Annotated in this window: 20 protein-coding genes and 1 pseudogene; 12 read left to right on the forward strand and 9 right to left on the reverse strand. The window is 61.8% G+C overall.

Features of this window, described 5'->3' with window-relative positions; all coding sequences use genetic code 11:
• Positions 1-130 precede the first annotated feature (130 nt).
• On the forward strand, positions 131-1,159 hold the full coding sequence (locus VOI21_RS15545; RefSeq protein WP_323770858.1) for a substrate-binding domain-containing protein: 1,029 nt from the start codon (positions 131-133) through the stop codon (positions 1,157-1,159).
• 75 nt (positions 1,160-1,234) lie between these two features.
• Here VOI21_RS15545 and VOI21_RS15550 read toward each other — a convergent pair.
• A pseudogene (locus VOI21_RS15550) lies at positions 1,235-1,618 on the reverse strand (carboxymuconolactone decarboxylase family protein).
• A 308-nt stretch (positions 1,619-1,926) separates the two neighbouring features.
• Between VOI21_RS15550 and VOI21_RS15555 the strand changes: the two are divergent.
• Together VOI21_RS15555 and VOI21_RS15560 are read left to right on the forward strand one after the other, a co-directional pair.
• Positions 1,927-2,991 carry an alcohol dehydrogenase family protein gene (locus VOI21_RS15555; RefSeq protein WP_323771183.1) on the forward strand — a complete coding sequence of 355 codons (1,065 nt, stop codon included), beginning with the start codon at positions 1,927-1,929 and terminating at the stop codon, positions 2,989-2,991.
• Positions 2,992-3,011: 20 nt separating this feature from the next.
• Positions 3,012-3,413 (forward strand): DUF1801 domain-containing protein, encoded by a 402-nt coding sequence (locus VOI21_RS15560; protein ID WP_323770859.1) that lies wholly within the window; start codon positions 3,012-3,014, stop codon positions 3,411-3,413.
• A 60-nt stretch (positions 3,414-3,473) separates the two neighbouring features.
• Here the strand turns inward: VOI21_RS15560 and VOI21_RS15565 are convergent, their stop codons facing one another.
• Positions 3,474-5,936 (reverse strand): PIG-L family deacetylase, encoded by a 2,463-nt coding sequence (locus VOI21_RS15565; protein WP_323770860.1) that lies wholly within the window; start codon positions 5,934-5,936, stop codon positions 3,474-3,476.
• A gap of 616 nt (positions 5,937-6,552) precedes the next feature.
• On the opposite strand from VOI21_RS15565, the gene VOI21_RS15570 reads away from it, so the two are divergent.
• Both VOI21_RS15570 and VOI21_RS15575 read left to right on the forward strand, forming a co-directional pair.
• A complete protein-coding gene (locus tag VOI21_RS15570; protein WP_416358980.1) occupies positions 6,553-9,081 on the forward strand; it encodes a transporter substrate-binding domain-containing protein in 2,529 nt (842 codons plus the stop codon).
• Positions 9,078-9,476 carry a response regulator gene (locus VOI21_RS15575; RefSeq protein ID WP_323770862.1) on the forward strand — a complete coding sequence of 133 codons (399 nt, stop codon included), beginning with the start codon at positions 9,078-9,080 and terminating at the stop codon, positions 9,474-9,476. Before VOI21_RS15570 ends, VOI21_RS15575 begins: the two co-directional genes overlap by 4 nt.
• 7 nt (positions 9,477-9,483) lie before the next feature.
• Here VOI21_RS15575 and VOI21_RS15580 read toward each other — a convergent pair whose 3' ends face one another.
• Complete coding sequence (locus VOI21_RS15580) at positions 9,484-10,242, reverse strand: HAMP domain-containing sensor histidine kinase (RefSeq protein ID WP_323770863.1); 759 nt, start codon at positions 10,240-10,242, stop codon at positions 9,484-9,486.
• Between the two features lie 95 nt (positions 10,243-10,337).
• On the opposite strand from VOI21_RS15580, the gene VOI21_RS15585 reads away from it, so the two are divergent.
• Positions 10,338-11,066: a response regulator gene (locus VOI21_RS15585; RefSeq protein WP_323770864.1), complete on the forward strand. Its 729-nt coding sequence runs from the start codon at positions 10,338-10,340 to the stop codon at positions 11,064-11,066.
• Between the two features lie 20 nt (positions 11,067-11,086).
• On the opposite strand, the gene VOI21_RS15590 is transcribed toward VOI21_RS15585, so the two are convergent.
• Positions 11,087-12,517: a glutamine synthetase family protein gene (locus tag VOI21_RS15590; protein ID WP_323770865.1), complete on the reverse strand. Its 1,431-nt coding sequence runs from the start codon at positions 12,515-12,517 to the stop codon at positions 11,087-11,089.
• Entirely contained in the window at positions 12,517-13,833 is a 1,317-nt protein-coding gene (locus VOI21_RS15595; protein WP_323770866.1) for an aromatic ring-hydroxylating dioxygenase subunit alpha, read from the reverse strand. Before VOI21_RS15595 ends, VOI21_RS15590 begins: the two co-directional genes overlap by 1 nt.
• A 437-nt stretch (positions 13,834-14,270) precedes the next feature.
• Here VOI21_RS15595 and VOI21_RS15600 point away from each other — a divergent pair, with 437 nt between their 5' ends.
• From VOI21_RS15600 to VOI21_RS15615, 4 genes are read left to right on the forward strand one after another with little or no spacing between them, the layout of a single operon-like run.
• Positions 14,271-15,761, forward strand: a complete 1,491-nt coding sequence (locus tag VOI21_RS15600) for a UbiA family prenyltransferase (RefSeq protein ID WP_323770867.1) — start codon at positions 14,271-14,273, stop codon at positions 15,759-15,761.
• 1 nt (position 15,762) lies between these two features.
• Positions 15,763-16,185 (forward strand): GtrA family protein, encoded by a 423-nt coding sequence (locus VOI21_RS15605; protein ID WP_323770868.1) that lies wholly within the window; start codon positions 15,763-15,765, stop codon positions 16,183-16,185.
• The gene (locus tag VOI21_RS15610; protein WP_323770870.1) at positions 16,182-17,507 is read left to right on the forward strand and encodes an FAD-binding oxidoreductase; all 1,326 of its coding nucleotides are present in this window, start codon (positions 16,182-16,184) and stop codon (positions 17,505-17,507) included. Before VOI21_RS15605 ends, VOI21_RS15610 begins: the two co-directional genes overlap by 4 nt.
• Entirely contained in the window at positions 17,504-18,241 is a 738-nt protein-coding gene (locus VOI21_RS15615) for an SDR family oxidoreductase (protein WP_323770871.1), read from the forward strand. The genes VOI21_RS15610 and VOI21_RS15615 overlap by 4 nt, the downstream gene beginning before the upstream one ends.
• A gap of 42 nt (positions 18,242-18,283) precedes the next feature.
• Here VOI21_RS15615 and VOI21_RS15620 read toward each other — a convergent pair whose 3' ends face one another.
• Positions 18,284-19,315: an L-idonate 5-dehydrogenase gene (locus VOI21_RS15620; protein WP_323770872.1), complete on the reverse strand. Its 1,032-nt coding sequence runs from the start codon at positions 19,313-19,315 to the stop codon at positions 18,284-18,286.
• Positions 19,316-19,514: 199 nt separating this feature from the next.
• On the opposite strand from VOI21_RS15620, the gene VOI21_RS15625 reads away from it, so the two are divergent.
• Positions 19,515-21,086 carry a winged helix-turn-helix domain-containing tetratricopeptide repeat protein gene (locus tag VOI21_RS15625; protein WP_323770873.1) on the forward strand — a complete coding sequence of 524 codons (1,572 nt, stop codon included), beginning with the start codon at positions 19,515-19,517 and terminating at the stop codon, positions 21,084-21,086.
• Here the strand turns inward: VOI21_RS15625 and VOI21_RS15630 are convergent.
• From VOI21_RS15630 to VOI21_RS15640, 3 genes are all read right to left on the reverse strand, one after another.
• Positions 21,083-21,283 carry a hypothetical protein gene (locus VOI21_RS15630; protein ID WP_323770874.1) on the reverse strand — a complete coding sequence of 67 codons (201 nt, stop codon included), beginning with the start codon at positions 21,281-21,283 and terminating at the stop codon, positions 21,083-21,085. The genes VOI21_RS15625 and VOI21_RS15630 overlap by 4 nt on opposite strands.
• Before the next feature lie 126 nt (positions 21,284-21,409).
• Positions 21,410-22,564, reverse strand: a complete 1,155-nt coding sequence (gene argE, locus VOI21_RS15635; protein ID WP_323770875.1) for an acetylornithine deacetylase — start codon at positions 22,562-22,564, stop codon at positions 21,410-21,412.
• Between the two features lies 1 nt (position 22,565).
• The gene (locus VOI21_RS15640) at positions 22,566-23,750 is read right to left on the reverse strand and encodes a M24 family metallopeptidase (RefSeq protein ID WP_323770876.1); all 1,185 of its coding nucleotides are present in this window, start codon (positions 23,748-23,750) and stop codon (positions 22,566-22,568) included.
• Between the two features lie 334 nt (positions 23,751-24,084).
• Between VOI21_RS15640 and VOI21_RS15645 the strand changes: the two genes are divergently transcribed.
• The gene (locus tag VOI21_RS15645; protein WP_323770877.1) at positions 24,085-25,458 is read left to right on the forward strand and encodes an aspartate aminotransferase family protein; all 1,374 of its coding nucleotides are present in this window, start codon (positions 24,085-24,087) and stop codon (positions 25,456-25,458) included.
• The last annotated feature ends 17 nt before the right edge of the window (positions 25,459-25,475 follow it).

The raw sequence follows: 25,475 nt of genomic DNA on the forward strand, positions 1-25,475 counted from the left end.
ATTTCAGCGTGCTTTTCCTTGACAGTTTGACATGGATCAAATCAAGTCTGACTGTATCGTGCGTTTGTTTTCGTCTCATTTGATGTCAGGGTGGGCGGGGTTTGAGATGAATTGAGATGGAGAAACTGCGATGAAACGGCCAACCATCCCCGATCTTGCCAAAGCGGCAGGCGTCTCGGTGTCGACCGTCAATCGGGTGCTGAACCAACCGGAATCGGTCCGGTCACTGACCCGCGAACGGGTGCTGAGCGCGGCGGAAGAGATCGGATTTTATGGGCTGGGGACAATCCAGCATGCTGTTCGCACAGGCCGCGAAACACATAAGCTGGGGATATTGCTGCATCAAAAGGCCCGGACCTTCTATCGCAATCTGGGCGAGGCAATGATGGCCGAAGTCAAGCGGCGCACGGATGAGACGGTCACCTTGTCGCTGGAGTATCTGGATGACTTGTCGCCAGAGCGGGTGGCGGAGCGTCTCATTGCCCTGGGTGATACCTGTGAGGCGGTTGCGCTGGTTGCTGCGCAGCACCCGATTGTGGCGGACGCCGTCGACAGGGTAATGGCAAAGGGCGTGCCGGTTGCGGGACTCATCGCTCCGCTGTCCGCTCATGGCAATGTCAGCTATATTGGACTGGACGGCTGGAAGGTCGGACGCACCGCAGCCTGGGCCTTTGGCAACATCGTGCGGGAACCGGGCAAGATCGGGATCTTGCTGGGCAATCACAGGTATCGCAATCAGGAATTGAATGAGAGCGGGTTCCGGTCGTACTTCCGCGAACACCATTCTGACTTTACGCTGCTTGAACCGCAGGCAACCTACGAGTCCGCAGCGGCGGCCCGCGAACTGGTTGAACGATTGCTGAAAGACCACCCTGATCTCTGCGGCCTGCTTATCTCGGGTGGCGGGATAACCGGGGCACTGGCCGCTCTGCGCGAGGGCACCACCCGCGACGATTTCGTCGCCGTGGGGTATGAGCTATTCGATGCGACCCGCGCTGCCCTGATCGACGGGACGCTCACCATGGTCATTTCACACCCGATGGACGCCTTGGCACGCGAAACGATCTCGACCTTGATTAAGGCCAAGAAAGCAGGTTCCGATGCGGGCGCACAGCGCGTGGCGCTGGTGTTTGATATCTATACCTCTGAAAACATGTAAAGGCTGCTGTGTGACCCATTCGGTTTGAGACTTTACACGGGGCGCAGCGCAGGGCGTGCGGGACATGTCAGTCAGTCACTCCGGGTCTTCCAGAACTTTGCGGGCCACGCGGAAACATTCCAGCGCCCGCGGAACGCCACCGTAAATCCCGATGTCGTGGATGATGGCGCGGATCTCTTCCTTGGATACGCCATTCGTCACCGCGCCACGGCAATGGGTTTCCCATACCGCCATCTTGCCCAAGGCACCGATCATGGCGAGGTTCATCATCAAGCGTGTCGTGGCGTTGATCACATCGTCACCCCTGCCGAACCCTCAGCACCAAGCAGTCATCGCTTCCTGAAAGGGCCGGGTGACGTCATCGGCGGCGGCCAGGTTCTGTTCTACATAATCTGCGCCCAACGTCGCCTTGCGTCGCCCAATTCGCGGAGCATATGTAGGCTGGTCAGTCGAAAGCATACGTCCCATCCGAGGGCGGCTGCCAGCGGTCTGGATACGTATCGGTGCGATCCACCATGACTGGAGTTGGCGGATGACTTCCTTGACCGGGTCATTGGTCATACAGTCTGCAAGGGTGTCGTGCTTGAAAGCCTCAGCATCGAAAAGTGGGGCGGGCGGTAGGCTGCAATCGCAAAACTTCACGGGACGCGCAGATGCAAGCGGTGATACGGTGCGGGGAAAGCTGGTAATTGTCCTTTGGGACCAAACAGGGGTCCGGTTGCCGACCCGATGCCGAAAGGAGGCCCGTTTTGACCCTTCCCGACACGATGCGCGCAATGGTTACAACGGGCCATGGCGACCTTGACCAGATCGTTCTGCACGAGGACTGGCCACGCCCGCATCCTGCAGCGGGCGAGGTGTTGGTTCGTGTTGGCGCTTGCGGGCTGAACAACACGGACATCAATACGCGCACGGGCTGGTATTCAAAAACCGTGACCTACGGAACGAGCGGGGTCGGGTATCAAGACGTCGACCAAGACGACCCGTCGTGGGGCGGAGCGCCTATCAAGTTCCCGCGCATTCAGGGCGCGGACGTCTGTGGAAGGATCGTCGCCGTGGGCGATGGTGTCGATGCGGCCCGCATTGGTGAGCGGATCATCGTCGATTGCTGGCTGCGCGACCCCGATAACCTGAGCGACAAGAACCGCACAGGCTATTTCGGGTCTGAACGCGATGGCGGTTTTGCCGAATACACCACCATGCCCGCACGGAATGCAGTGGCGGTGACCTCCTCATTGTCGGACCCGGAACTGGCGACGTTTTCGTGCTCATACTCGACCGCCGAAGGGATGCTTGTCCGTGCCAAAGTCACGGCGGCGGACGTGGTTCTGGTTCCCGGTGCCTCCGGCGGGGTAGGGGGCGCCCTTGTGCAACTGGCCAAGCGGCGTGGTGCGCGGGTGATCGCGCTTGCCTCCGAGGCGAAGCATGAGGATGTGGCGCAACTTGGCCCGGACCGCATTCTGCCTCGCGCCCCTGAAAACCTGCGCCAAGCTTTGGGCGACGAAAGGATTACCGTTGTCGCGGACGTTGTCGGAGGGCCGTACTGGCCGAAACTGATCGATATCTTGGAACGTGGCGGACGTTGTACCTGTTCGGGCGCAATCGCCGGTCCGATCGTTGATCTGGACCTGCGCACGTTGTACCTGCGCGACCTTACCTTTACCGGGTCGACCGTCATCGATGTTGAGGTCATGGCAAATCTCGTACGCTATATCGAGTCCGGTGAGGTGCGACCGGCGCTGGCGGCGACATTCGCGCTCCAAGACCTGCGCGACGCGCAATCCGCCTTCATCGCTAAAACCCATACCGGCAACATCGTCGTTGTTCCGTGACAGCATCGCCGAACAACGCCATGCCGCCGATTGTGCCTGCTGTCGCTGCGGTTGTCGCCGTCTACCCGGAGCGGGCGCAAGCTCATTTCGGTGTCTTGCGCGGGCATATTTTCGACGCTGCGGAACGGCTGCAAGCCGGGCCCATGACTGAAACCCTGAAATGGGGCGAGCCCGCTTATCTGACGCCGATCACGGGGGCGGGCACGACAATCCGGCTCACTTGGAAACCCCGCGTCCCAGAAATGCTGCAAATGCTCGTGCACTGCCAGACCTCGCTGGTCGAACACTGGCGAAACCGTTTTCCGGACTTGAAATATGATGGCAATCGCGCGGTGAACCTGCCGCTCTCAGAGGCGCTGCCCATGCATCTCTTGGATCCCTGCATCGCCATGGCGTTGACCTATCATCGCACCCGGTCATGAATGGCCTGCGGATGTGATCACGACCGGTAAGATGGCGATCTTATGCCGTTGCCCTTGCCGTCAAAGCACAACCTCTATCTCAGCTTCGGCCGGTGGAGCGTCGTCCTCTTCGGGCAGGTCCGCGCTGTCCGGGGGCAGCATCAAAGCGTCGTAAAGGCCCGTGCCTGAGGCACTGACATCGTATTCATTGGCGATGTATTCGCGCTGTACCCAATCCTCATAGGCACCGATCAGCGCGCCATCGCTGCCAAAAACCAAAGGGTCGTGGCTTGCGTAGGTGTCAAAGGTGCTCCGCACCACAAGCTCGTCCTCCGGCGACAGGTTTTCTTCCAGCCCCCAGGAGGCGTACCCGACATAGCTGGTGACCGTGAAATCGGCATTGTACCCTTCCACGGCGTCGGTGGCGAAGGCGGCGGAGGTCAGATGGTCGGAGTGTTCGATCCCGGAATATTCGGTCGTATGGTCCTGAATGTGGATGTGATCCGGTGTGTGAAGGTCCAGAAGCGCCGATAAGACCCCGGTAAGATCGTCTGAGGTGTAGGTCGCGCTGCCGTCCACGGCGGTGACCGTGGCGATTTCTCCCTCTGCCAGCTGCTCAAGGCTCTGGAATCCATAGGTTTCCGATCCGCTGCCATCGCCGAACCCGTCTGGAAGCCGTAAAAAGTAAAGTCGCACCTCCGGTTGGCTGGCAAGGTAGGAACTGGCCACGTCAAAGGTCTGGTCGCCGACGGTCAGGCTGACAGTTTCGTCCACCCAGTCGTCGGCCCCGGCCATATGGCCATAGGCGGCCTTTTCACCCGCCTCGCGTCCGGCCCAGTAGGATTCATCCCGTCCGGCGTCCCCCGCCGTAAGGTAGATCGTGGTCACAGGGCCGTCGCCGTCTATTAATCCGTCGAGGGTGGGGTTCATGAACAACAGGTCGTCGTCCTGATGCGCGACGATGACCATGTCGCCACTGCCTACGACCGGGGGGGCGGGGTCGACCGGGTCGGTTGGCCCTGTTGGATCGGTGGGATCGACCGGGTCTACCGGATCGATTGGTTCTTCCGGGGCGATGGGATCTGTAGGCACCGCGCCATTGTAGACAAACAGTGAACCTATCTCGCCGATCAGCGGCGCGTCTCCGGCCCAGTTGGATTGGCCCACCAGAAGGTTGGCCCGCTCTTCATCTTCGGGCACCACACCCTGATCTTCGGCCAGTCGGGTGCCGTCCTTGTCGATCCACATGAGACCGCTTTCGTCGATGCCAAAACTCCAGTCGGCAGTTTCGCCTTCGACAATCACGCCTTCCGCAACAACGCGGTAGACTTGGCCGTCCTGCCAGAGTTCCAGCATGATGCCAGAGGTGTTGTCGATCTGGGTGAACAGGATGTTGTTGGAGGCCGGACCGTCGCCAAAATCAATGATGCGCTGCCAATAGCCGCCATCAATATCATCGAACCGCACGGTGACGTCGATCCGAAAGGCTCCGTCGATCTGCTGCGGCCCTTCGGTCGTATTCGGTGGATCAGTCGGATCGGCGGGATCGGAGGGGCCCGTTGGATCAATAGGGTCTACCGGATCGGTCGGATCGACTGGGTCAATTGGATCGGCCGGGTCTACAGGGTCGACCGGATCCGTCGTTCCCGTTTCAACAGGCGTAACCGTAAGGTCGAGTACGATACCGTCCAGCGCACCTCCGTCAGGGAGCCCCGACTCCCCGACCAGCAACGGGCCGCGCTCAATGTCCGCAGGTACGATGCCCGTGCCCTCGGCCAGTAGAACGCCGTCTTTCTCCACCCACATCCGGCCGTCCGCGTTGATCCCCACCGACCAGATGGCCAACTCTCCCTCGATAATCGCGTCTGCGGCGGTAAGACTGTATTCCACGCCGTCCTGTACAACTGTGAACCGCAGGTCGTCCGTCGTGCCGACTTGATGTAACCGGAGCGCGCCTTCGGGCGCAGTGCCGCCAAAATCGAACACCGTCTGGTTTGCCGTGGCTTCAAGGCTGTCGAACCGCACGACCACATCCAGTTGAAAGGCGCCGTCGATCTGCGTAGGCGCGTTTAGCCGCCCGCCATCCACCACATCGCCCGCGTTTGTCACATCGATGCCCAGAACCGCGCCGTCGAGCGGTGTATCGTCCGCCCAGTTGGAGGCGCCCAACAATTCATTCACGCGGAGCTCATTGGTCGGGATTGCCGAAGTCCCTTCGACCAGCCGCACGCCGTTCTTATCGATCCACATGGTGCCGTTGGCGTCGATGCCCACCTTCCACGTCGCTGTCTCGCCTTCGACGATGGCGTCAGGGGCCGTCACACGATAGGTCGTGCCGTCCTGATAGAGCGCGAACATGATCCCGCTGCCGTTCTCTTCTTGTGTCAGGATCAGGTTGTTTCCGCGCGGCCCATTGCCGAAGTCAAAGACCCTCTGCCAGTAACCGGCCTCAAGATCGTCGAACCGGGCGACCACCTCTATTTCGAATGCGCCAGTGACGTCTTCGAGGTCGTCTATAGGCACGATAGGGTCCAACGGCGGCATGGAGCATCTCCTGCAGACGGTCACCGGTCAGCGTCAGTTTGGCCCATGCGCTCAAGCAGACGCGGGTCTGCTATCTGTGGTCGAGCCTTTGCCCCGGCGGCAAAATGAAGTCTTGGAAACATGGCCGAGGGCCTGAAATCGAAAAGGAACTCGTAGCATCGTAACACGCGATTGCCTGTTTCTTATGTGCAGATTGTTTCGATTTCAGACGCACTCTGTTTCGACTTCATCACCAAACAGCGAGATCCCTAAACTTGCCGGTGGAATCTCGCCGCGGCCCGGGCGATGGGGCTGCGCCTCATGCAAGCAACGCCACATAGGAAAAACTATCCGGAGATAATGCCTCCGCGCCCGGGTTTTCCACCAGTCTTGAGGCCCATAGCAGTGAAGGATCCGAAACCGTTAACGCCGTCGAAACTCGCATCCACTACCCATGTCGCCGGGGTAACATGGTCGGAGTCCTTAGCGGAAAATGGCCAATTGGCTGACAATAAGGAAGCGGGTGTTCAACCCTGCCTTGGGGCTCGTCGCGGCCCTGCTTTTGTTGTTTCCGCTCCCGTCCGTCCGGGCCGAGAGTGAGCACATTACCGTTGGCTGGTCTCCGGTCCCCGGTCTGATGCAGGAGACGGCGGACGGCAAACTGACCGGGTTCATGATCGAATTGACCCGCGCGCTGGCAACAGAGGCGGGGCTTACGCTCGACTTGGTGCGTTTTGAAACCTTGCCCGAATTGCTGGAGGCGCAGGCCAAGGGGCGGACGGATCTGCTTGCCGGCATTGCCGATCTGCCGTCTTTAAGAGGGCCGTCGCACTATTCCGCCCCTGTTGGCCGCACGCTTGTTTCGCTGTTCACGCGTCGTGACCGTGACCCACAGATCGATCCCGCAACCGAAGTCGGCCTGCGCTTCGGGGCGATCCGGGGGGCCAGCGGATCTGAACTGGTCGGTGTTCTCCTGCGTCACGAGGTGGTGACCTTTACAACATTGTCGGACCTTTTCCAGGCGTTGGAAAAGGGAGAGGTGGACGGTTATGCCGGTCCTCGGGACGCATTTCTGAAGGGCGCAGAGGCTTTTGATTTCACTGACCGCTACACGGAAATTTCGCCTCCGGTGCAGATCTTGCCGCGTGTCGTGGCATTGCACCGCAACCGCACAGAATTGCGCAGCCGGATCGACAGCGCCGTTTTGCGATTGGGCAACAACGGTACGCTCGAGGCACTGCGCGCGCGCTGGGGGATCGAGGCGCCTGAGACAAACCCCTCTCTTTTGGTCGTGGGGCTCAGCCATGAACCACCGTTCGTAGTCCACAGCGAGGATGGCCGCCTGACAGGCTTTTCGGTCGAAGTGATGCGGGATCTGGCAGAGCGCGCCGGTCTGCAAATTCGTTTCAAAGAAATGCTCCCGCGCGAGATCCGCAAAGGGCCCGGCAAAGAGCGATTTGACCTTGTGTCATTGACCGCAATCAGCGGCGACCGGACCGGCGCGATGGATTTCGCTCTCCCGATACTGACGATCCCATATTCTGTCTTCTCGCTGAGCGAAAAGGCCGAAAATCTGCCCGCAAATGACTGGTCCGGCGTCCGTCTTGGCGTGCTGTCTACCGACATGTCCTTCGCCCGGAACGAAGCTCTGGAAGGTGCCGAAACCGTGCCCTATGCCAGCGCGACCGGTCTGATCTTTGCCTTGCTAACCGGTCACATCGATGCCGCCCTGCACGAGCGTCACCGAATGGTCAACGAACTGGCTGAACGTGGTTTCGAAAGCCGCATCGTCGAAGCCAGCCCGAAAATTTTTGACGTGGAACATGCCGTCGGTTTTCGTTTTGGCCTTGCACCGCAAATTGCGCAGATGAATGCCGTGATCCCCGGCTATCTCGCCTCTTCTCGGTATCTAGACCTGCGTCTCGCCTGGTTTCACCCGCAGTCGAACTGGGTCTCCACACTGTTGCCAAGCATTCTTGGAGCAGTTGGTGCCGCGCTTGTCATCGCCATGGGCGGGCTGGGTTGGCACAGGTATCAGCGCCGATTGCATGAGGCGCGCCGCGACATTGCCGAGGACTTGATTGACAAAATTCCGTTGGGAATCGTTCTGTTGGAGCGCGATGGTCGAATTAAATATGTAAACAAGGCCACGGCATCGACCGCCGCCGCTGCCAGCGGGCGTCTGGTCGAAGGCAATTATTACGAAGCCGCGCTGCGTGGACTGGTCAAGGATGGCCGCGTCGATCTTGGCGAAATGCCTTTGGAGGACTGGATAAACGGCCAGATGCAGGAAATCTGGACCGATGGGTTCACGCGCGAAATTCATGTGGATAGCGGAATTACGTTTCTGCGGACCACGAAATTGCTCAAGGGGGGGGAGAGCCTGCTTCTGCGCCACGATGTCACCGAAGAGCGGGCGCGGATGCGGCAAATTCAGATGCTGAACGAGGATTTGCAGGAGCAGATCCGCCTCGCAGAGGCCACTACGGAAGACCTGCGTGCCTTTGCCTATGCAACGTCTCATGATCTGAAATCGCCGACCAATACTGCGCTTATGATCTCGGACGCGCTGCGCGAAGAACTTGGAGAGGCTCCCGGAACCGATCGCACCGAATTGCTAAAGGACCTTCGAGGCGCACTGGGTCGCATGGCCAGCCTGATCGATGATGTCCAGTCCTATACAAATGCCATCGCACCGACCATCGCGCAGGATGACGTTGATCTGAGCGAGGCTGCGCGCGAAGTGATCGCCGATCTCGCCGATGCCGTCTCGGACAGCGGCGCAAAGTTTACGGTGAACGCACTGGGTAAAGTGCCCGGCTCGCCGGGACAACTGCGGATTCTGCTGTCGACCCTGATCGACAATGCAATCAAGTTCCACGCCCCCGGCTCCGTCCCGGTGATCTCGATCGACCGGGTCAACGCCCCGGACGGGTTCGTGGGGCTTTCCGTTACCGACAATGGCATCGGCATAGATCCGGCCCATCTGGACCGCATATTCCAACTCTTCCAGCGGCTCAATTCCACGGTGGAGTACACCGGAAATGGGCTTGGCCTCGCTATTTGCCAGCGCATTGCGCTGAACCATGGCGGGCGGATCTTCGTCGCCTCCACACCGGGGGTCGGAAGCACATTCACGGTCATTCTCAGAAAGGAAACCCCATGATCTCTTCGCTCATGATCATCGACGATAATTCCGTCGACCAGAAACTCTATGCCCGCATCGTCAAGAAATCAGCGCTCGTCGAAAACTTGCACTGTTTCCTCATGGCAACCGATGCGATCGACTTTTTCGCCAAACCTGAACGGCCTTCGATCGACATCATCCTGCTGGATATCAACATGCCACGGATGAACGGGTTCGAGTTTCTGGACGAGGCGGTTGCACGGTTTGGCCCGGGTTTTGTCAAAGCCGCGGTTATTATGCTGACAACCTCGATCTCGGATCAGGACCGCAAACGCGCTTCGAAATATGAGGTTGTCCGCGATTATATCCAAAAGCCGCTGGAGGTACAGCACCTACAGGGGATCGACACGATGCTGCGAGAGGGGGCGTTTTAGGACGCGTTTAAGCCGCGGGCAGGTCGCATCTTACCGTGCAACCCCGGTCGCCCGGGGTGGCGCTATCAACAATCGCGATCTCGCCGCCAAGGGTGCCGACAACTTTGCGCGCAACGGTCAGACCCAGCCCGGAATATCCGGTCTCGTCTTTCGGACTGAGCGTGTGCAGCGGTTCAAAAACCTTGTCGCGATAGGCGAGTTCTATGCCCGGACCGTCATCGCTGACCTCAAGGATCATACGATCTCCGTCTGGCCAGGCCTTGGCCTTAACCGAACCAGTGTTCTTGTCATGGTGGCTGATGCTGTTCTTGAGCAGAGCTTGCAACAAGCGTTGCAGGTCGTTGTCTGGCGCTTGAACCGTGGCGTCGACTTGAGAGAAATCGGCTGAAAACCTGTCTGTGTCACCGATTTGGGCCCATGCCTGATCCAGCGCATCACGCAGGGACGTTTGTGCAGGTGGATTGGCAAGCCGACCGACGCGCGAAAGATCGGTCAGACCGTCCAACATACGGTCCATCCCGCGCGCGTAGTGCTGCAACATGGACAGATGATCGGCGACTTCCCCCGGAAGAGTGACCTGCGACTGGCCCATATCTTCGATGATCCACTCAGGGATGACACGCATTGCGCGTGAAAAGCCTTTCAGATCATGTGTGATTGCATAGAGATATGAATCGAACTCGCGAACGGAAGCCGTTTCTTGTGTCATCGGGTTGGGGTCCGGAATTTTTCGCCTGTCTTGACGCCAATAACATGCATAGAGCATACAGGCAATTTTTGAGGGTGAATGATTTTCCGTGAATTGGATTTAATCGCTCTGGATGTCTAAATTGACTGTTAGGGGTTGGTGAAATAGCGTGAATGAGCATTCTAAGCAAGGGTGGAGTTCAGGCCATGCATCAAACACCGACCGGTCCAAAAACCCCCGGCGACTTGCCTGCAATGGAAGCACGGTATAACGAGGCATCTACCGCGTTCCAGCGCAGCAATGGGTTCGATATTTTGATTCTGGACGACAGTCGATTCGACCAGAACCGGATTACACGCGACTGCCAGAAAACTGGTCTGCCCGTGAGGTCTTGGGCAGCATCGGATATTCCGGAGTTTGAAAAGGCGCTGGACGACCGCACCTATGATGTCATCTTTATCGATTACCTGCTGCCGCATGGCAACGGGTTGCACGCCCAAAGGATCGTGCAGAACCACCCGATGAACTTTGGCGCGGCAATCGTTATGATCTCATCCGAAATGCGCACGGACGTCGCCGTTGCGTCGATGAAGAAGGGGTCAATGGACTGTCTCGACAAAGACGCGCTCAGCATTGACAAATTGCGCGAATTGATGATCGCCTCGGCCAAGATATTTGCCGAAGCGTCCCGGCATTGGATTGGCGAATTGCTTGCGCAGCAAAGGGTGCAGATCGCACAAGATGTTGCCAAGGTAATTCGAGATGAGATGGAATTTGGCAGATTTGTCGATACCATCGACAAGCGCATTGTTGATATGCTGGCCGCGCGGGGTATCTCCGATTCGGAGAATTGGAATGTGTCCTATCTCTTTGACAGCGATGAGCCATTAAAGTTTCGCTAACGCATTTTCGGAAAGGCGCGCTAAAAGGCGGTGAAATACTCGGCCTGCTCCCACTCCGATATACTGGCCAGATAGCGTTCCCATTCGGCGCGTTTCAACCGGACCAGGTAGTCCTGCGTTTCAATGCCCAACGCTGCGCGGTACATCGTCGAGGTCTCAAAAGCCTCGATTGCCGCACCCAGCGTCGCGGGCAGTGCACCTGCGGTATCGTCATAGGGGTTTGCCAAGGGGGCCGGGGCCTCCAGCCCCGAGGCTACGCCGTCCAACCCCGACAATATCTGAAACGCCAGCGCCAGATATGGATTGGCCGTGCTGTCAGCGACCCGGTTTTCGATCCGGCTGGCGCGATCCCCCGGCACCAAGAGCGCCCTCAACATGGCTCCGCGATTGTCCTTGCCCCAGCCAATACGGGTCGGTGCCAACTGAAAGGGCGCAAAGCGCTTGTAACCATTCACCGTTGGTGTCGTGGCGATGCAAGAGGCCCGCGCATGTGCTAGCAACCCACCAATCCAGGCCGAGGCTGCTGCGCTCAACTGTCCCTCAGCGACGGGCATAAACAGGTTCCGCCCTTCCAGATCCGTCACGCTTTGATGGATGTGCCAGCCATTGCCGACAGAATTTGCCAGCCGGGGCTTTGCCATAAAGGACGCTAGATATCCTTCACGCGCGCAGACCTCCTTGACCAAGGTCCGGAACATCACCGCCCGGTCGGCTGTGGTCATCGGATCGGCCGCGTCAAAGGTGAATTCGAACTGGTTTGGTCCCATTTCGATCTCGACACTGAGTACCGGCAGGCCCATCGCCTCTGCACCACGCCGCACAGCATCCAGCAGCGGCTCAACCGCGTCGTAGCGGGTCTCTGTCAGGTATTGCCAGCCTTGGTTTACTCCACGAGTCAGAGGCGGGCGCGGTGGCATTGTGGCGTCGGCGTGATCCAGCGCGGCGTCAACGGGCACAAAGACCTGAAACTCAACCTCCAGCCCCATGACCGCCCTCATGCCCTGTGTCGCCAGCCTGTCCACGGCTCCTTGCAGAATCGTTGGCGTGTCAAAGCCGATCGTCGCGCCGTCCGTGCGCAACACGCGGCACAGCATCATTGCGGAATGTGGCGCGTGCGGCAGCGGGGTGAACGTCTCGGGGCGCGGCACCAGCAGCACATCGCTGGCGCCCGTCATTGGGGCGTCTCCGTCCTCGGACCAGATCGGAAAGACCGTTCGGTGCGAGACATCCTTCAGCAACAAGGTCGATGGCGCGCGCAACCCGGCAGTAAAGGCACCTTCCAATGCGCGGCGCGTGACCGTTTTGCCTCGCAAGATGCCATGCGCGTCTGCAAAGACCATGCGAACCGTCTCGATCCCTTCGGCCTGCACACGGTCCAGCACATCCGCCGCCGCCTTGGTATCGATTAACCCGTCCCGCCCCAGCCGCCCGGCTGAAATTCGCGCCGGCATCAGAGCGCCGCATCCCAAGGGCAGGCAGACCGACGGTCGCCATCGGCGCGCAGGCTAGCGGCCTCCCAGTCGGCGCTGTCGGCGATGGCATCGTTGGACAGCGGTCCGGCAAGTGTCGCGGGGTCCACGTCGCCGCGCATCGGCAGTGCCGTCTCGTCCCCAGCTTCTAGTGCGGCGATGGCGGCGCGCAGCATCCGGCGATAACGGACGATGCCGACGTCAGTCTTGCCCAGATGCTCTTGCGTGCGGTCCTGAATGCGGCCCATGCTTTCGACCGCCCATTGGTCATGTACGTTGATGTCCAGCCCCATGCCGGTATAGGTCTCGCGCGCCTGTTCCTCGGGGTCGTACCCATAGTCGTTGCGCTTGTTTTTCAGCGGGGCATAGTCCGGCAAGCGATGCTCTTTCAGGCGTTGCGCGCGCATCAGCTCCTTGTTCACAGGCTGGGTGAAGTTGGTGAACATCGAATACCAGTAGCAGGTCTCATCATCGACGGGCACGTGCCACTGGGTGATGGTCATTTCCCGGCTCATCGGGATGCAGATCGCCTGCGGAAAGATCTGGTTGGTCACGCGGACATGGGTCAGTCCGTTTTCCATGTGGCGCAGGGCCGTCAGCTTGAGGCCGAAATCCGTCTCATCGACGCGGATGTCCGGGCGGGGATAGTCGCGCAGCAGCTTTGTCATCGGAATGTTGGTGTCGGCGGCGCTGTCACGGAACTGTTTGCCGTAGCTGTCCTTGGGGTCTTCGTCCTGCAGGAAACGGTGCAGGAAAGAGGCGTGCGCCGGGTCGATCCCGACCTCCATCGCCTGCAACCAGTTGCACTCCCACAACCCCTTGAAGGCAAAAACATGCGTGCCGGGCGCGCGGAAGCAGTCAAAGTTCGGAAAGGGCGGCGGATCGCCTGGACCGAGATAGGCAAAGACGATGCCGTTCCTTTCGACCACGGGATAGGCGGGTGTGCGGATTTGTTCATGCATCCGGCTGCCTTCGGGTTCGCCCGGCTGTTCGACGCACTGGCCGGTGCGGTCGAAATGCCAGCCATGAAAGGGACACCGCAGCCCGTTGTCTTCACGCCGACCGTAACACAGGTCCGCGCCCCGGTGCGGGCAGTGCCGCCCGATCAACCCCAACGCGCCTTCGTTGTCGCGGAACAGGACCAGTTGTTCGCCCAACAGGGTCACGGGAACCACGGGACGCGGCCCGGCCAGTTCGTCGCTGAGCGCGGCGGGCTGCCAGTAACGGCGCAACACCTCTCCCGCCGGTTGCCCTTTGCCCACGCGTGTCAATTGGTCGTTAAGCTCTTGGCTGATCATGTTTGTCTCCCTCCGCTACCGTTACCCGGCAGCGCCACTCGTTCCTCATCGGGCGGAGTGTGGGGCGGGCGCACTTGCCGCGTCAAGGCCATCGCGTATGACGCGTTGCGGCTGTTCGAGTGCTGCCATGTGGCGCGGGCTGAGGGCGAATTGCTGCCGCGTCTGGCCGCGCTCCGGCCCGTCATCGGCCATGTCCGGTTCGGCACCGTCCCTGATCGCGACCGCCGGGTCACGGGGTGACAGCCAGTGCCGGGGACTTGGACGGTATCGACCGGCTTGGTTGCCAGTTACCGTTGGACCCGGACATCGACCAGCGGATCAACAGCGACGGCCTGTGGCGCGTCGGACACATCTCCTGAGCGCCACATTCCTGCCTCGACGGCAAAGACACGCTCTTTTAGACTATTGGCAAAACAAACACCTGAGCAGGCAACAGAATGTACGCGCAAGATACAGCACGCGGTCCGGACGAAGTGCCGGACGGAGAGGGCGACCGTGCGAGCCACGGCGGAAGCCTTCCGATCCTGGTTGTCGATCTTGATGGTACACTGCTGCGCAGCGACATGCTGTACGAAAGCTTTTGGACAGCCTTCGGCCGGGACTGGACCGTCGCACTCACCGCCGTTCGGGCGCTAGGGCAGGGGCGCGCCGCGCTCAAGCAACGGCTCGCCGAAACTGCCCGGTTGGAAACCGCGACCCTGCCTTTCGACCGCAAGGTGCTTGCCTATATCGAGTCGTGGCGCGCCAAAGGTGGCCGCACCGCGCTAGTCACCGCATCCGATCAGTCGCTGGCCGAGGCCATCGCCGAGCATCTCAAGGTGTTCGACGAGGTCCACGGGTCTGACGGCAGTCGCAACCTCAAGGGCCCCGCCAAGGCCACCTTTCTGTCAGAGCGTTTCGGCGCGGGCGGTTTTATCTACATGGGGGACAGCGCCGCCGATCTGCCAGTCTGGAAGCAGGCCGCCAAGGCCGTCACCGTCAACGCCTCTGCCCGCTTGCGTGCCGAGGCAGAGGCCGTCTCCCAAGAGGTCGAGCACCTGACCACGGTGCAGCAAAGCGTTCGGCCCTACATCAAGGCGCTGCGTCCGCACCAGTGGCTCAAGAACATCCTTGTCTTTTTGCCGATGCTTGCCGGGCATCAGTTCGACGCCGCAACGCTGACGTTTGCGGTCGCGGCCTTTGTCGCCTACAGCCTGATCGCCTCCAGCGTCTATGTGGTCAACGACATGACTGATCTGAACGCCGACCGCGCCCATCCTCGCAAACGGCACCGCCCCTTTGCCTCCGGCGAGGTGCCGCTGTCGCATGGGATGCTCATGGCGGCGGGGCTGTTCATCGCCGGGGCCGTTGTGTCGCTGTCGGTCGGGCCGTCGTTTTTCGCCGTGGTTTGCGGCTATTTTGTCCTGACCACCGCCTATTCGCTGCATCTGAAACGCAAGATGGTGATCGACATCTGCGTGCTGGCGGGGCTGTACACCATGCGCATCGTCGCGGGCGCGGTGGCCACCGGCATCCCGCTGTCGGTCTGGATGCTGGCCTTTGCTATTTTCTTCTTTCTGTCGCTCGCCGCCGTCAAGCGTCAGGCGGAACTGGTCGACAGCGCCCGCAGGGGCACCCTGCGGGCGCGCGGGCGCGGCTACAACGTGGGTGACTTGCCGATCATCACCATGATCGCCATCGCAGCGGGCTTTGTCTCGGTCCTCGTGCTGGTGCTGTATCTCGATTCACCCGATGTCACGGTGCTCTACAAAGCGCCGATCATGCTTTGGGGCATCGGCCCGGTGCTGCTGTTCTGGATCACGCGGACTGTCATGATCGCGCACCGGGGCCACATGCACGATGACCCGCTGGTCTACGCGGCCCGCGACCGGGTGAGCCAGATCTGCGTGGTTCTCAGCCTGTGTTTCGCACTGGCGGGAACGCTTTAGGATGTCGCGGCAGGTCCTGATCCTGCGCTACGCCGGGTTCGCCGTTCTGGCGACTTTGGCCAATCTGGGCGTGCAGCGGCTTGTGCTGATGGGGGGGGACAGTGGCGCCGCGTTCGCGCTGGCGGTGGCGGCGGGAACGCTGGCCGGTCTGGTGGTGAAATATGCCCTCGACAAGCGGTGGATCTTTTTCGACGACGCCAGTGGGCTGCGCGCGCATGGGCGCAAGTTCACGCTGTACACCATCATGGGCATCGTCACGACGGCGATCTTCTGGGGCACGGAAACCGCCTTTTGGCTGATCTGGCACAGCGACCAGATGCGTGAGGCGGGCGCGGTGATTGGCCTCATGGTCGGCTACGTTATCAAGTACAATCTGGACCGGCGCTTTGTCTTCACCGATGCGCGTCTTGGAGTGTCGTCATGAAACTGTCTGGTTGGGGCCGCTTTCCCGTTGTCGAAACCCAGCTTTGCAAGCCGCGTGATCTGGACGCCTTGCAGGCCCGCTTAACCGGCGACACGCCGGTTATCGCACGGGGCAACGGGCGGTCCTACGGGGACAGCGCCATTGGTGCCCCCGCCACTGTGGATATGCGCCACTTCAACCACATGCTGTCCTTCGACGCCGAAACCGGCCAGCTAGAGGCCGAGGCGGGCGTGCTGCTGGGTGACTTGATCGACGCCTTCTTGCCGCGTGGCTGGTTCCCGATGGTCACCCCGGGGACCAAGTTCGTCACGCTGGGCGGCGCGATTGCTGCCGATGTGCATGGCAAGAACCACCATGTCGATGGCAGTTTCGGCTCCTGCGTTGACTGGATCGACCTTATGGGGCCTGACGGTCAAATCCGCCGCATCTCACGCGATCAGGATGCCGAGTTGTTCCGTCATACGCTGGGCGGGATGGGGCTGACCGGGGTGATTGTCCGCACCGCCATCCGCCTGCGCCCGGTGGAAACGGCGTGGATCAACCAGACGACACTGCCCGCGCCGGATCTGCACACCGCGATGGATCTGTTTGAGCAGAACGCCCATGTGCCCTATTCGGTCGCGTGGATCGACTGCATGAGCCGGGGCGAGCATCTTGGCCGCTCGCTGGTCATGCTGGGCGAACATGCGACGCGCGCCGACCTTGACGGCAAAAAGGCCAAGACCCCGCTTGACGCCGGGCATAAGGGCGCGCTGTCCGTGCCGTTCGACTTTCCTGGTTTCGCGCTCAACCGCTGGACGGTGCGCGCCTTCAACGAGTTGTATTACCGCGTCGGCGCGTGGAAACCGACCAAGGCGCTGGTGGATTGGGATACCTATTTCTACCCGCTGGACGCGGTCCTGAAATGGAACCGCATCTATGGCCGCCGGGGCTTTGCCCAGTTCCAATGTGTCCTGCCGCTGGACACCTCGCGGGACGGACTGACCGACCTGCTAGAGGCGATAGCGGATGCCGGCGCGGGGTCCTTCCTTGCGGTGCTCAAACGCTTTGGCCCGCAGGACAGCGCGTTTTCCTTCCCGATGGAGGGGTATACGCTGGCGCTCGACTTCCCGATGAAGCCGCATACGCTGGAACTGCTGGACCAGTTGGACACCATTGCCGTCGCCCACGGCGGGCGGTTCTACCTGGCCAAGGACAGCCGGATGGGGGCAGACACCCTGCGCGAGGCCGACGCACGCACCGCCGATTTTGAGGCGCTGCGCGAGGCGCGCGGCCTCAAGGACCATTTCGCCTCTGCCCAATCCGAAAGGCTATCGCTGTGACCGCACTCCCCGTCCTCATCCTTGGCGCCCGTTCGGACATGGGGCTGGCCATCGCCCATACCTTTGCCGCTGCGGGTCATCCGATCCAGCTTGCCGCGCGCGGGTCTGCGGGGCTGGAAACAGCGCGGGCAGATATTGCCCTTCGGCACGGGGTAGAGGTCACGTTGCATGATTTCGATGTGCTGGACCGCGACGGGTTCGATGGGTTCGTTGACGGATTGCCCGCCCTGCCTGAGGTCGCCGTCAGCGTTGTCGGCTACATGGGAGAGCAGGGGGAAAACGAACAGGACCTTGCGCAGGCCGCCCTTGTGATGCGCACAAACTTTGAGGGGCCCACTGGCATCCTCGCGCTGCTGGCCAACCGGTTCGAGGCGCGCGGATCGGGCACGCTGGTTGGGGTCAGTTCTGTTGCCGGTGATCGGGGGCGGGCCACGAACTACGTCTATGGCTCCGCCAAGGCAGGCTTCACCGCCTTCCTGTCCGGGCTGCGCAACCGGCTGGCGGCCAAGGGCGTGCATGTGGTCACGGTGCTGCCGGGCTTTGTGAACACCGCCATGACCGAGGGGCTGGACCTGCCCGAAAAGCTGACCGCTGATCCGTCAGAGGTTGGCGCGGCGGTGCTGAAGGCCGTGAAGAAGGGGCGCAACGTGATTTATGTGCGCCGCATCTGGTGGCTGGTCATGGCGATCATCCGCAACATCCCCGAGCCGATCTTCAAAAAGCTGAAGCTCTAGGCGGGCCGCCCTGTCCCGGGCTTGACCCGGGACCTCCACCCGTCATGAAAACCGGATCTGGGCCTTCATCGCACGGTTGCGATCCGAGGCCAGTTTGAACCCCTCTTCGGCCTCATCCAGAGCCACTTCGTGGGTGATCAGCGGTTTCACGTCGATCCGCCCCGAGCGCATCAGATCCACGGCGGTAAAGAACTCTTCGTGAAAGCGGAATGACCCGCGCAATTGCAGTTCCTTGGCCGTGAGCGCCTGCACTGGCAAGGTCATGTCGCCTCCCAGACCCAGTTGCATGATGATCCCACCGGGCCGCATCGCAGGGATGGCGGCGATCAGCGCGGGGGCCGCACCGGAGCATTCGAACAGCACGTCGATCTGGCCCTTGTCGGCGGTATAGGCGGACAGCCCGTCGGGGGTTTTGCCCATGTTCACCGTGCGGTCCGCGCCGACCTGTGTGGCCATCTGGAGCGTGAAATCGGTGAGGTCCGTCGCGACGATCTCGGCGGCGCCCGCGGCGCGGGCGACCAGCACGGCCAGCGCGCCGATGGGGCCGCAGCCTGTCACAAGGACGCGTTTGCCCAGCAGGTCGCCCGCCCGTTTGGCGGCGTGGAGGACTACTGACAGGGGCTCTGCCATGGCGGCCTCTCCGGCGGTCAGGTCGTCCGCAGGGGCGCATTGGGATACGTCGGCGACGAGGTATTCGCGAAAGGCCCCTTGGATATGGGGGAAGGGCATGGCCGAGCCGTAAAAGCGCATGTTGAGGCAGTGGTTGGGCTGGCCCGCGTGGCAAAAGCGGCAGGCATGGCAGGGGCGGGAGGGGGAGACGGCGACGCGTTGGCCGGGGGTGAGCGAGGTGACATCCGGGCCAAGGGTTTCGACCTTGCCGGCGACTTCGTGTCCCAGGATCATCGGCTCTTTCAGGCGGACCGTGCCAAAGCCGCCTTGGTGATAATAATGCAGGTCAGAGCCGCAGATGCCCCCCGATTCAAGGCGGATCAGGACCTGGCCGGGGCCGGGCGTGGGCATGTCTTTCTCTTCGATCCTGAGGTCATGCGCGCCGTGGGCGACGATGGTTTTCATAGAGGTTCCTCCCGGGAATTTGGCGGCCATGATGGGGGTGGAACGGGGCCTTGTCGAGAGCCGCCGAAAAAGGAGTGTCCACGCGTGGACACACAGGCGACCACGGAAAATCAACGGGTTACAGAGGCGGATTCATCATTCGTTAAGAATTGCCCGCAAATCCGCCCCCGCCGCCAAAGGCTTGCGGCGGGGGTGGGTCATGACCCATACTCGCCGAATATCTCTGCCGGGACAGGCCCGGAAAAAGGCGATTTGTCCGGTGACATTGGAAATTCTTCACGATCAGCGGGTCGTCCTGCTGGACGGAAACGAGATCGCGCTGGGCGCGCGGGCCTTTGACGTGCTGGTGCAACTGGTCGAACACGCCGACAGGGTGGTGTCCAAGGCCGAACTGCTGGACGCGGTTTGGGCGGGCCTGATGGTCGAGGAAAGCAACCTGACTGTTCAGATCGCCGGGCTGCGCAAGGCGCTGGGCCGAGAAACGATCAAGACGGTGCCGGGGATCGGATACCGCTTTATCGGCCCCAACACCGGACCGGCAGAGGCTGCCCCTGCGCTGGTCAAGGCGCTGCCGGTACCCGATATTCCGTCGCTGGCGGTGCTGCCCTTTGCCAATCTGACCGGATCGGAGGACCGCGACTACCTTGTCGATGGCATCGTGAACGAGGTCATCATGGCGCTGTCGCGGGTGTCGGGCTTTTTCGTGATCTCCAGCACGTCGAGTTTCACCTACAAGGGGCGCATGGTGGACCTGTCAGAGGTCGGGCGGGAGTTGGGCGTGCGCTATGTGCTGGAGGGCAGCATCCAGCAGGCGGGCGACCAGATGCGTATTTTCACGCAACTGGTCGAGGCCGAAACCGGGCATACCCTTTGGCGCGACCGGTTCGACGGGCTGGCCAGCGAGATATTTGACCTGCAGGACCGAGTGGCGGAACACGTCGCCGCCGCGCTGGAACCCAAGCTGATCTGGGCCGAAGCCGCGCGGGCCAAGGCCAAGCCGACCGAGAGCCTTGCCGCCTATGATCTGTGCCTGCGCGCCGCGCCGCTGGTCTACCGGCAAAACACGCTGAAAAGCGTGCAGGAGGGGCTGGACCTGCTGAAACAGGCGCTGGCGCTGGACCCGGAGTATTTGCAGGCCAAGGCGCTGATCTGTTACGCGCACACCGGGGCGGTGGCGACACGGTGGTGGACGTTTGAGCAGGCGGCGGCGGCATTGCCGCTGGCGCGCGAGGTGCTGGACGCCGACCCGGACGATCCTTTGGCACTGGCCTATGCCGGGCATCACATCGCCTATGTCGGCGGCGACACGCAGCGTGGTCTGACGGCGCTGCAACGGGCCAAGGCGCTGAACCCGAACTCTGGCGTTGTGGCGATGCTGCTGGGCTGGGTCCACAACTACCGCAGCGAAAACGAGGCGGCGATTGCTGAATTGCGCCGGGCACGGCGGATCAGCCCGCTGCATCCGCAAATTGGAGTCACCACCTCGGGGATCGCAAATGCGTTGTTCCAGTTGGGCGATTTCGAAGGCGCGGTGACGCATTTCGAACAGGCGCTGACGGAATACCCCGAATTCGCCACGATCCACCTTGGCCTGATGGGGGCCTATTGGGCGGTGGGCCGCAAGGAAGAGTCGGCCCGGATGGCAGAAATCTTTCGCCGCAAGGTGCCGGATATGACCGTATCGACCTTTCGCAGGACGCGGCCACAGGACAACAAGACCTACACGGGTGCGGTCATTGCCGCGCTGGAGGGCAACGGCTTTCCGCCTTAGCGCAGCAGGCGGTCGACGGCGGCGCGGGCCTCGGCGCGGCGGGTCTGGGCGGCGAGGATCTGTTCAGGCGATTTGCGCGGGCGGGTGGTCTGGCGGTTGGGATGGCGGGTCAGGATGGCGCGGATCAGTCCGGCAAGGCCCGCAAGGGGGGACCGGTTGGCGAGGGGTGTGCGGGTCTGGATCTGAAGGAAGGCCATGATGTGCTCCTGCGGGTGAGGGGATCGTTGGATTGATCCTGTCACGCAGAGGCCTGTGCGGTCCTGAAGCGGGTGTTAAACGTTGTTCAGCCGTTCCGAAAATCGGGAAACCGGCGGGTAAGGCGTTCAGGTAAGGTGCTTTTCCAGCCCCTTGAGCATCTCCAGACAGGCGGCAAGCTGGTCTCGGCTGACGTATTCGTCGGGTTTGTGCGCCTGCTCGATAGAGCCGGGTCCGCAGACGACGCAATCCATGCCCAGTGACTGGAACAACCCGGCCTCTGTGCCAAAGGCCACCACATCCGCACCGTTTGCGCCGGTCAGTTCCGACACGATTTTGGCGATGGCGTTGTGCGGGACCGGGTGCAACCCGCCGACCTCTCCGATCACCTCGCGGGTGATGGTCGCCTCTGCGTGGACGGCGCGCATGGCGGGCAGCAGGGTGGCGGCGTAGCGGTCGATCTCGGTCAGGACATGGTCGGCGTCGGCGCGTTGCACCGGGCGCATTTCCCAGTCGATCTCGGCATGGTCGGGGATGACGTTGTGCGCGTGGCCCGACTGGATGCGGCCAATGTTGAGCGTGGTCCACGGCGGGGTAAACGGGCTGTCCACGGGTGCGCGGCTGCGCAGGTCCTGTTCCAACTCCATCAGGCGACCGGCATAACGCGTGGCACAGACGGCGGCGTTGACCCCCTGATCGGGGGCAGAGCCGTGGCCCGCGCAGCCGGTGATCCGGGTGGTGTATTCGAAACAGCCCTTATGCCCGTCGATGACGCGCATCATCGTCGGCTCACCCAGGATCGCGGTGGCGGGGCGCAGTTCTCGGGCGCGCAACTCCTCAACCAGCGCGCGGGCGCCGAAACAGCCGACCTCCTCATCGTAGGTCAGCACGATATGGACGGGGCGTTTCAGCGGCCATTGCGCGATTTCGGGGGCGAGGGCCAGAACGCAGGCGATGAACCCTTTCATGTCGCAGGCTCCGCGACCGTAAAGACGCCCCTCACGGTCCTCCATGACGAAGGGGTCAGAGGACCACTCCTGATCGGCGACGGGCACCACGTCGGAATGGCCCGACAGGACCAGCCCGCCGTCACCCTCTGGCCCGAAACTGGCAAAGAGGTTGGCCTTGGTCCCGGATTCGTCCAGCGAGACATCGCAGACCGCGCCCAGCCCTTTGAGGTAGTTGGACGCCCAGCCGATCAGGTCAAGGTTGCCGTCTGCTGACACGGTGGGAAAGCCGATCAACTCGCCCAGCAGGCCCTCGGTCCGGTAGAGCAGTTCCATATCAGTCCTTTACGAACATCTTGCGGGGGCGATCACAGAGGCATTCGGCGGCGCCGTCCTCCTTGATCAGGATGGATTCGGTGATTTCCAGCCCCCAGTCGTCCATCCAGAGGCCGGGCATGAAGTGAAAGCACATGCCCGGTTGCAGGATCGTGTCGTCGCTGGTGCGGATGGACATGGTGCGTTCGCCCCAGTCGGGCGGATAGCTGAGGCCGATGGAATAGCCGCAGCGCCCGGTGCGTTGAATGCCGCCTTTGGCGAGCGCGGCGTAGAGCGCGCGGGCCACGTCGCCGGCGGTGTTGCCGGCGCGGGCCGCCTGCAAGCCGTCCTCAAGCCCCTCAACCAGCGCCTTTTCCGCGTCGAGCAGGTGTTGCGGTGGTTTGCCCAGGAACACGGTCCGGCAAAAGGGCGTGTGGTAGCGGCGGTAACAGCCTGCGAGTTCAAAGAATGTCGCCTCTCCGGTCTCGAACGGGCGACCGTCCCATGTGAGATGCGGGGCAGAGGCGTCAACGCCCGAGGGCAGCAGCGGCACGATGGCGGCGTAGTCGCCCCAGTGGCCATCCGCGCCGCGCACCGCGTCGCCAAGGATTTGTGCCACCAGTTCGTTCTTGGGCAGGCCCGGTTCGACCCGCTCCAGAATGCCATCGACCATCTTTTCCGAGATCCGCGCGGCGCGGCGCATAAAGGTGATTTCCTCACCCGATTTGACGGCGCGCAGCCAGTTCACCAGCGCCGTGGCGTCGTGGAAGGTAGCGTCAGGCAGTTCGGTCAACATGGTCTGATGGGCGCGGGCGGAATAGTAGTAGTTGTCCATCTCGACGCCGATGCGCCCGGTGCCGACGCCGCGCGCACGCAGGTGGGCGGCGAGGTCCTGCATCGGATGCACCTCGGTCGATTGGACAAAGTCATCGGCGTAGCCCAGCACGCGCTCCGGTTCCATCCAGACGGTGCGCAGCGCGCCGTTGGCATCCATCGCGCGGCCCCACCAAAGCGGCGGTTCACCGGGGATGACGATCACGCCCTGATGGACGTAGAACGACCAGCCGTCATAGCCGGTCATCCATGCCATGTTCGACGGGTCCTGCACATAGAGCGCATCAAGGCCCAGCGTTTCCATGCGCGCCTCGACCAAGGCCATGCGGCGGGCGTATTCGGCCATCGTAAAGGGGAGATGCGGTGCGGTCATGGTCTTGCTGCCTGTCTGATCATCCATCCAGCCGTAGGGGCGGGGAGGCGGGGACTTCAAGAGTTTTCGGAATGGAACAGGTTGAGGTTTTACGCGGCGCAAGATTTTCGTGCAGCGAGATTCCCGGCAGGCAATTGGCGGAAAACGACGCTTTGCCGTCGCCTTGACCACTGGTCGCGGCGTCCGGAATCCGTTACGCAGGCGCTACCCCCTGCAATAAAGGCATTGCGCGCTGCTGCCGGGGGGCGAGGAGCCTCTGGCACCCGATCCGCGCGTGACCCGGGGCCTCCTTTCCAGACAACAGCGGCGCGCCGCCGCGACACAGGAGCCATGGATGAAGACCAATGACCAACTGGCGGAATGGGACCGCGAGAATTTCTTTCACCCCTCGACCCATCTGGCGCAGCACGCGCGGGGTGAGACGGCAACCCGTGTGATCAAGTCCGGCGAGGGCTGTCACATCACCGACCGGGATGGCACCCGGCTGCTGGATGCCTTTGCGGGGCTGTATTGCGTGAACGTGGGCTACGGACGCCAAGAGATCGCCGAGGCGATAGCCGAACAGGCGCGGGAACTAGCCTATTACCACGCCTATGTGGGCCACGGGACAGAGGCGTCGATCACCCTGTCCAAGATGATCCTCGACCGCGCGCCTGCGGGCATGTCCAAGGTCTATTTCGGCCTGTCGGGGTCGGACGCGAATGAGACCAACGTCAAGCTGATCTGGTATTACAACAACATCCTTGGACGGCCTGAGAAGAAAAAGATCATCTCGCGCTGGCGGGGGTATCACGGCTCGGGTCTGGTGACAGGGTCGCTGACGGGGCTGGAGCTGTTCCACAAGAAGTTTGACCTGCCTTTGGCGCAGGTGATCCACACCGAGGCGCCCTATTACTATCGCCGCGATAATCTGGACCAGACGCCGGAGCAGTTCACCGCGCATTGCGTGGCCGAGTTGGAGGCGCTGATTGAACGCGAGGGCGCGGACACCATCGCCGCCTTTATTGGTGAGCCGGTGCTGGGCACGGGCGGGATTGTGCCGCCGCCGCCGGGCTATTGGGCCGCCATTCAGGAGGTGCTGCGCAAGCATGACATCCTGCTGGTTGCGGATGAGGTTGTGACCGGCTTTGGTCGTCTTGGCAGCATGTTCGGGTCTGATCACTATGGAATGACGCCGGATCTGATCACCATCGCCAAGGGTCTGACATCGGCCTATGCGCCCTTGTCCGGGTCCATCGTGGGCGACCGCATGTGGAAGGTGCTGGAGCAGGGGACCGATGAGAACGGCCCCATCGGACACGGCTGGACCTATTCGGCGCATCCCATCGGGGCGGCGGCGGGGGTGGCCAACCTCAAGCTGCTGGATGATCTGAACCTGATCCAGAACGCCGGGGACGTGGGGGCCTATCTGCAAGGCGCGCTGCGCGATGCGGTCGGCAATCATGCCAATGTCGGCGAAGTGCGCGGCGAGGGGCTGATGGCGGCGGTGGAGTTTGTCGCTGACCGTGAGACGCGCACCTACTTTGACGCGGGCGACAAGGTGGGGCCGCGCATCTCTGCGGCGCTGCTGTCCAAGGGCGTCATTGCGCGAGCGATGCCGCAGGGCGACATTTTGGGCTTTGCGCCGCCGTTCTGCCTGACCCGCGCCGAGGCGGATGAGGTCGCGGGCAAGGTGGCGCAGGCGGTGTCTGAGGTCCTGCCGGGCTGAGTCCTTTCGGTTTGAAT

The organism is Antarctobacter sp. (genome assembly GCF_034670325.1).
Taxonomy (GTDB): Bacteria; Pseudomonadota; Alphaproteobacteria; order Rhodobacterales; family Rhodobacteraceae; genus Antarctobacter.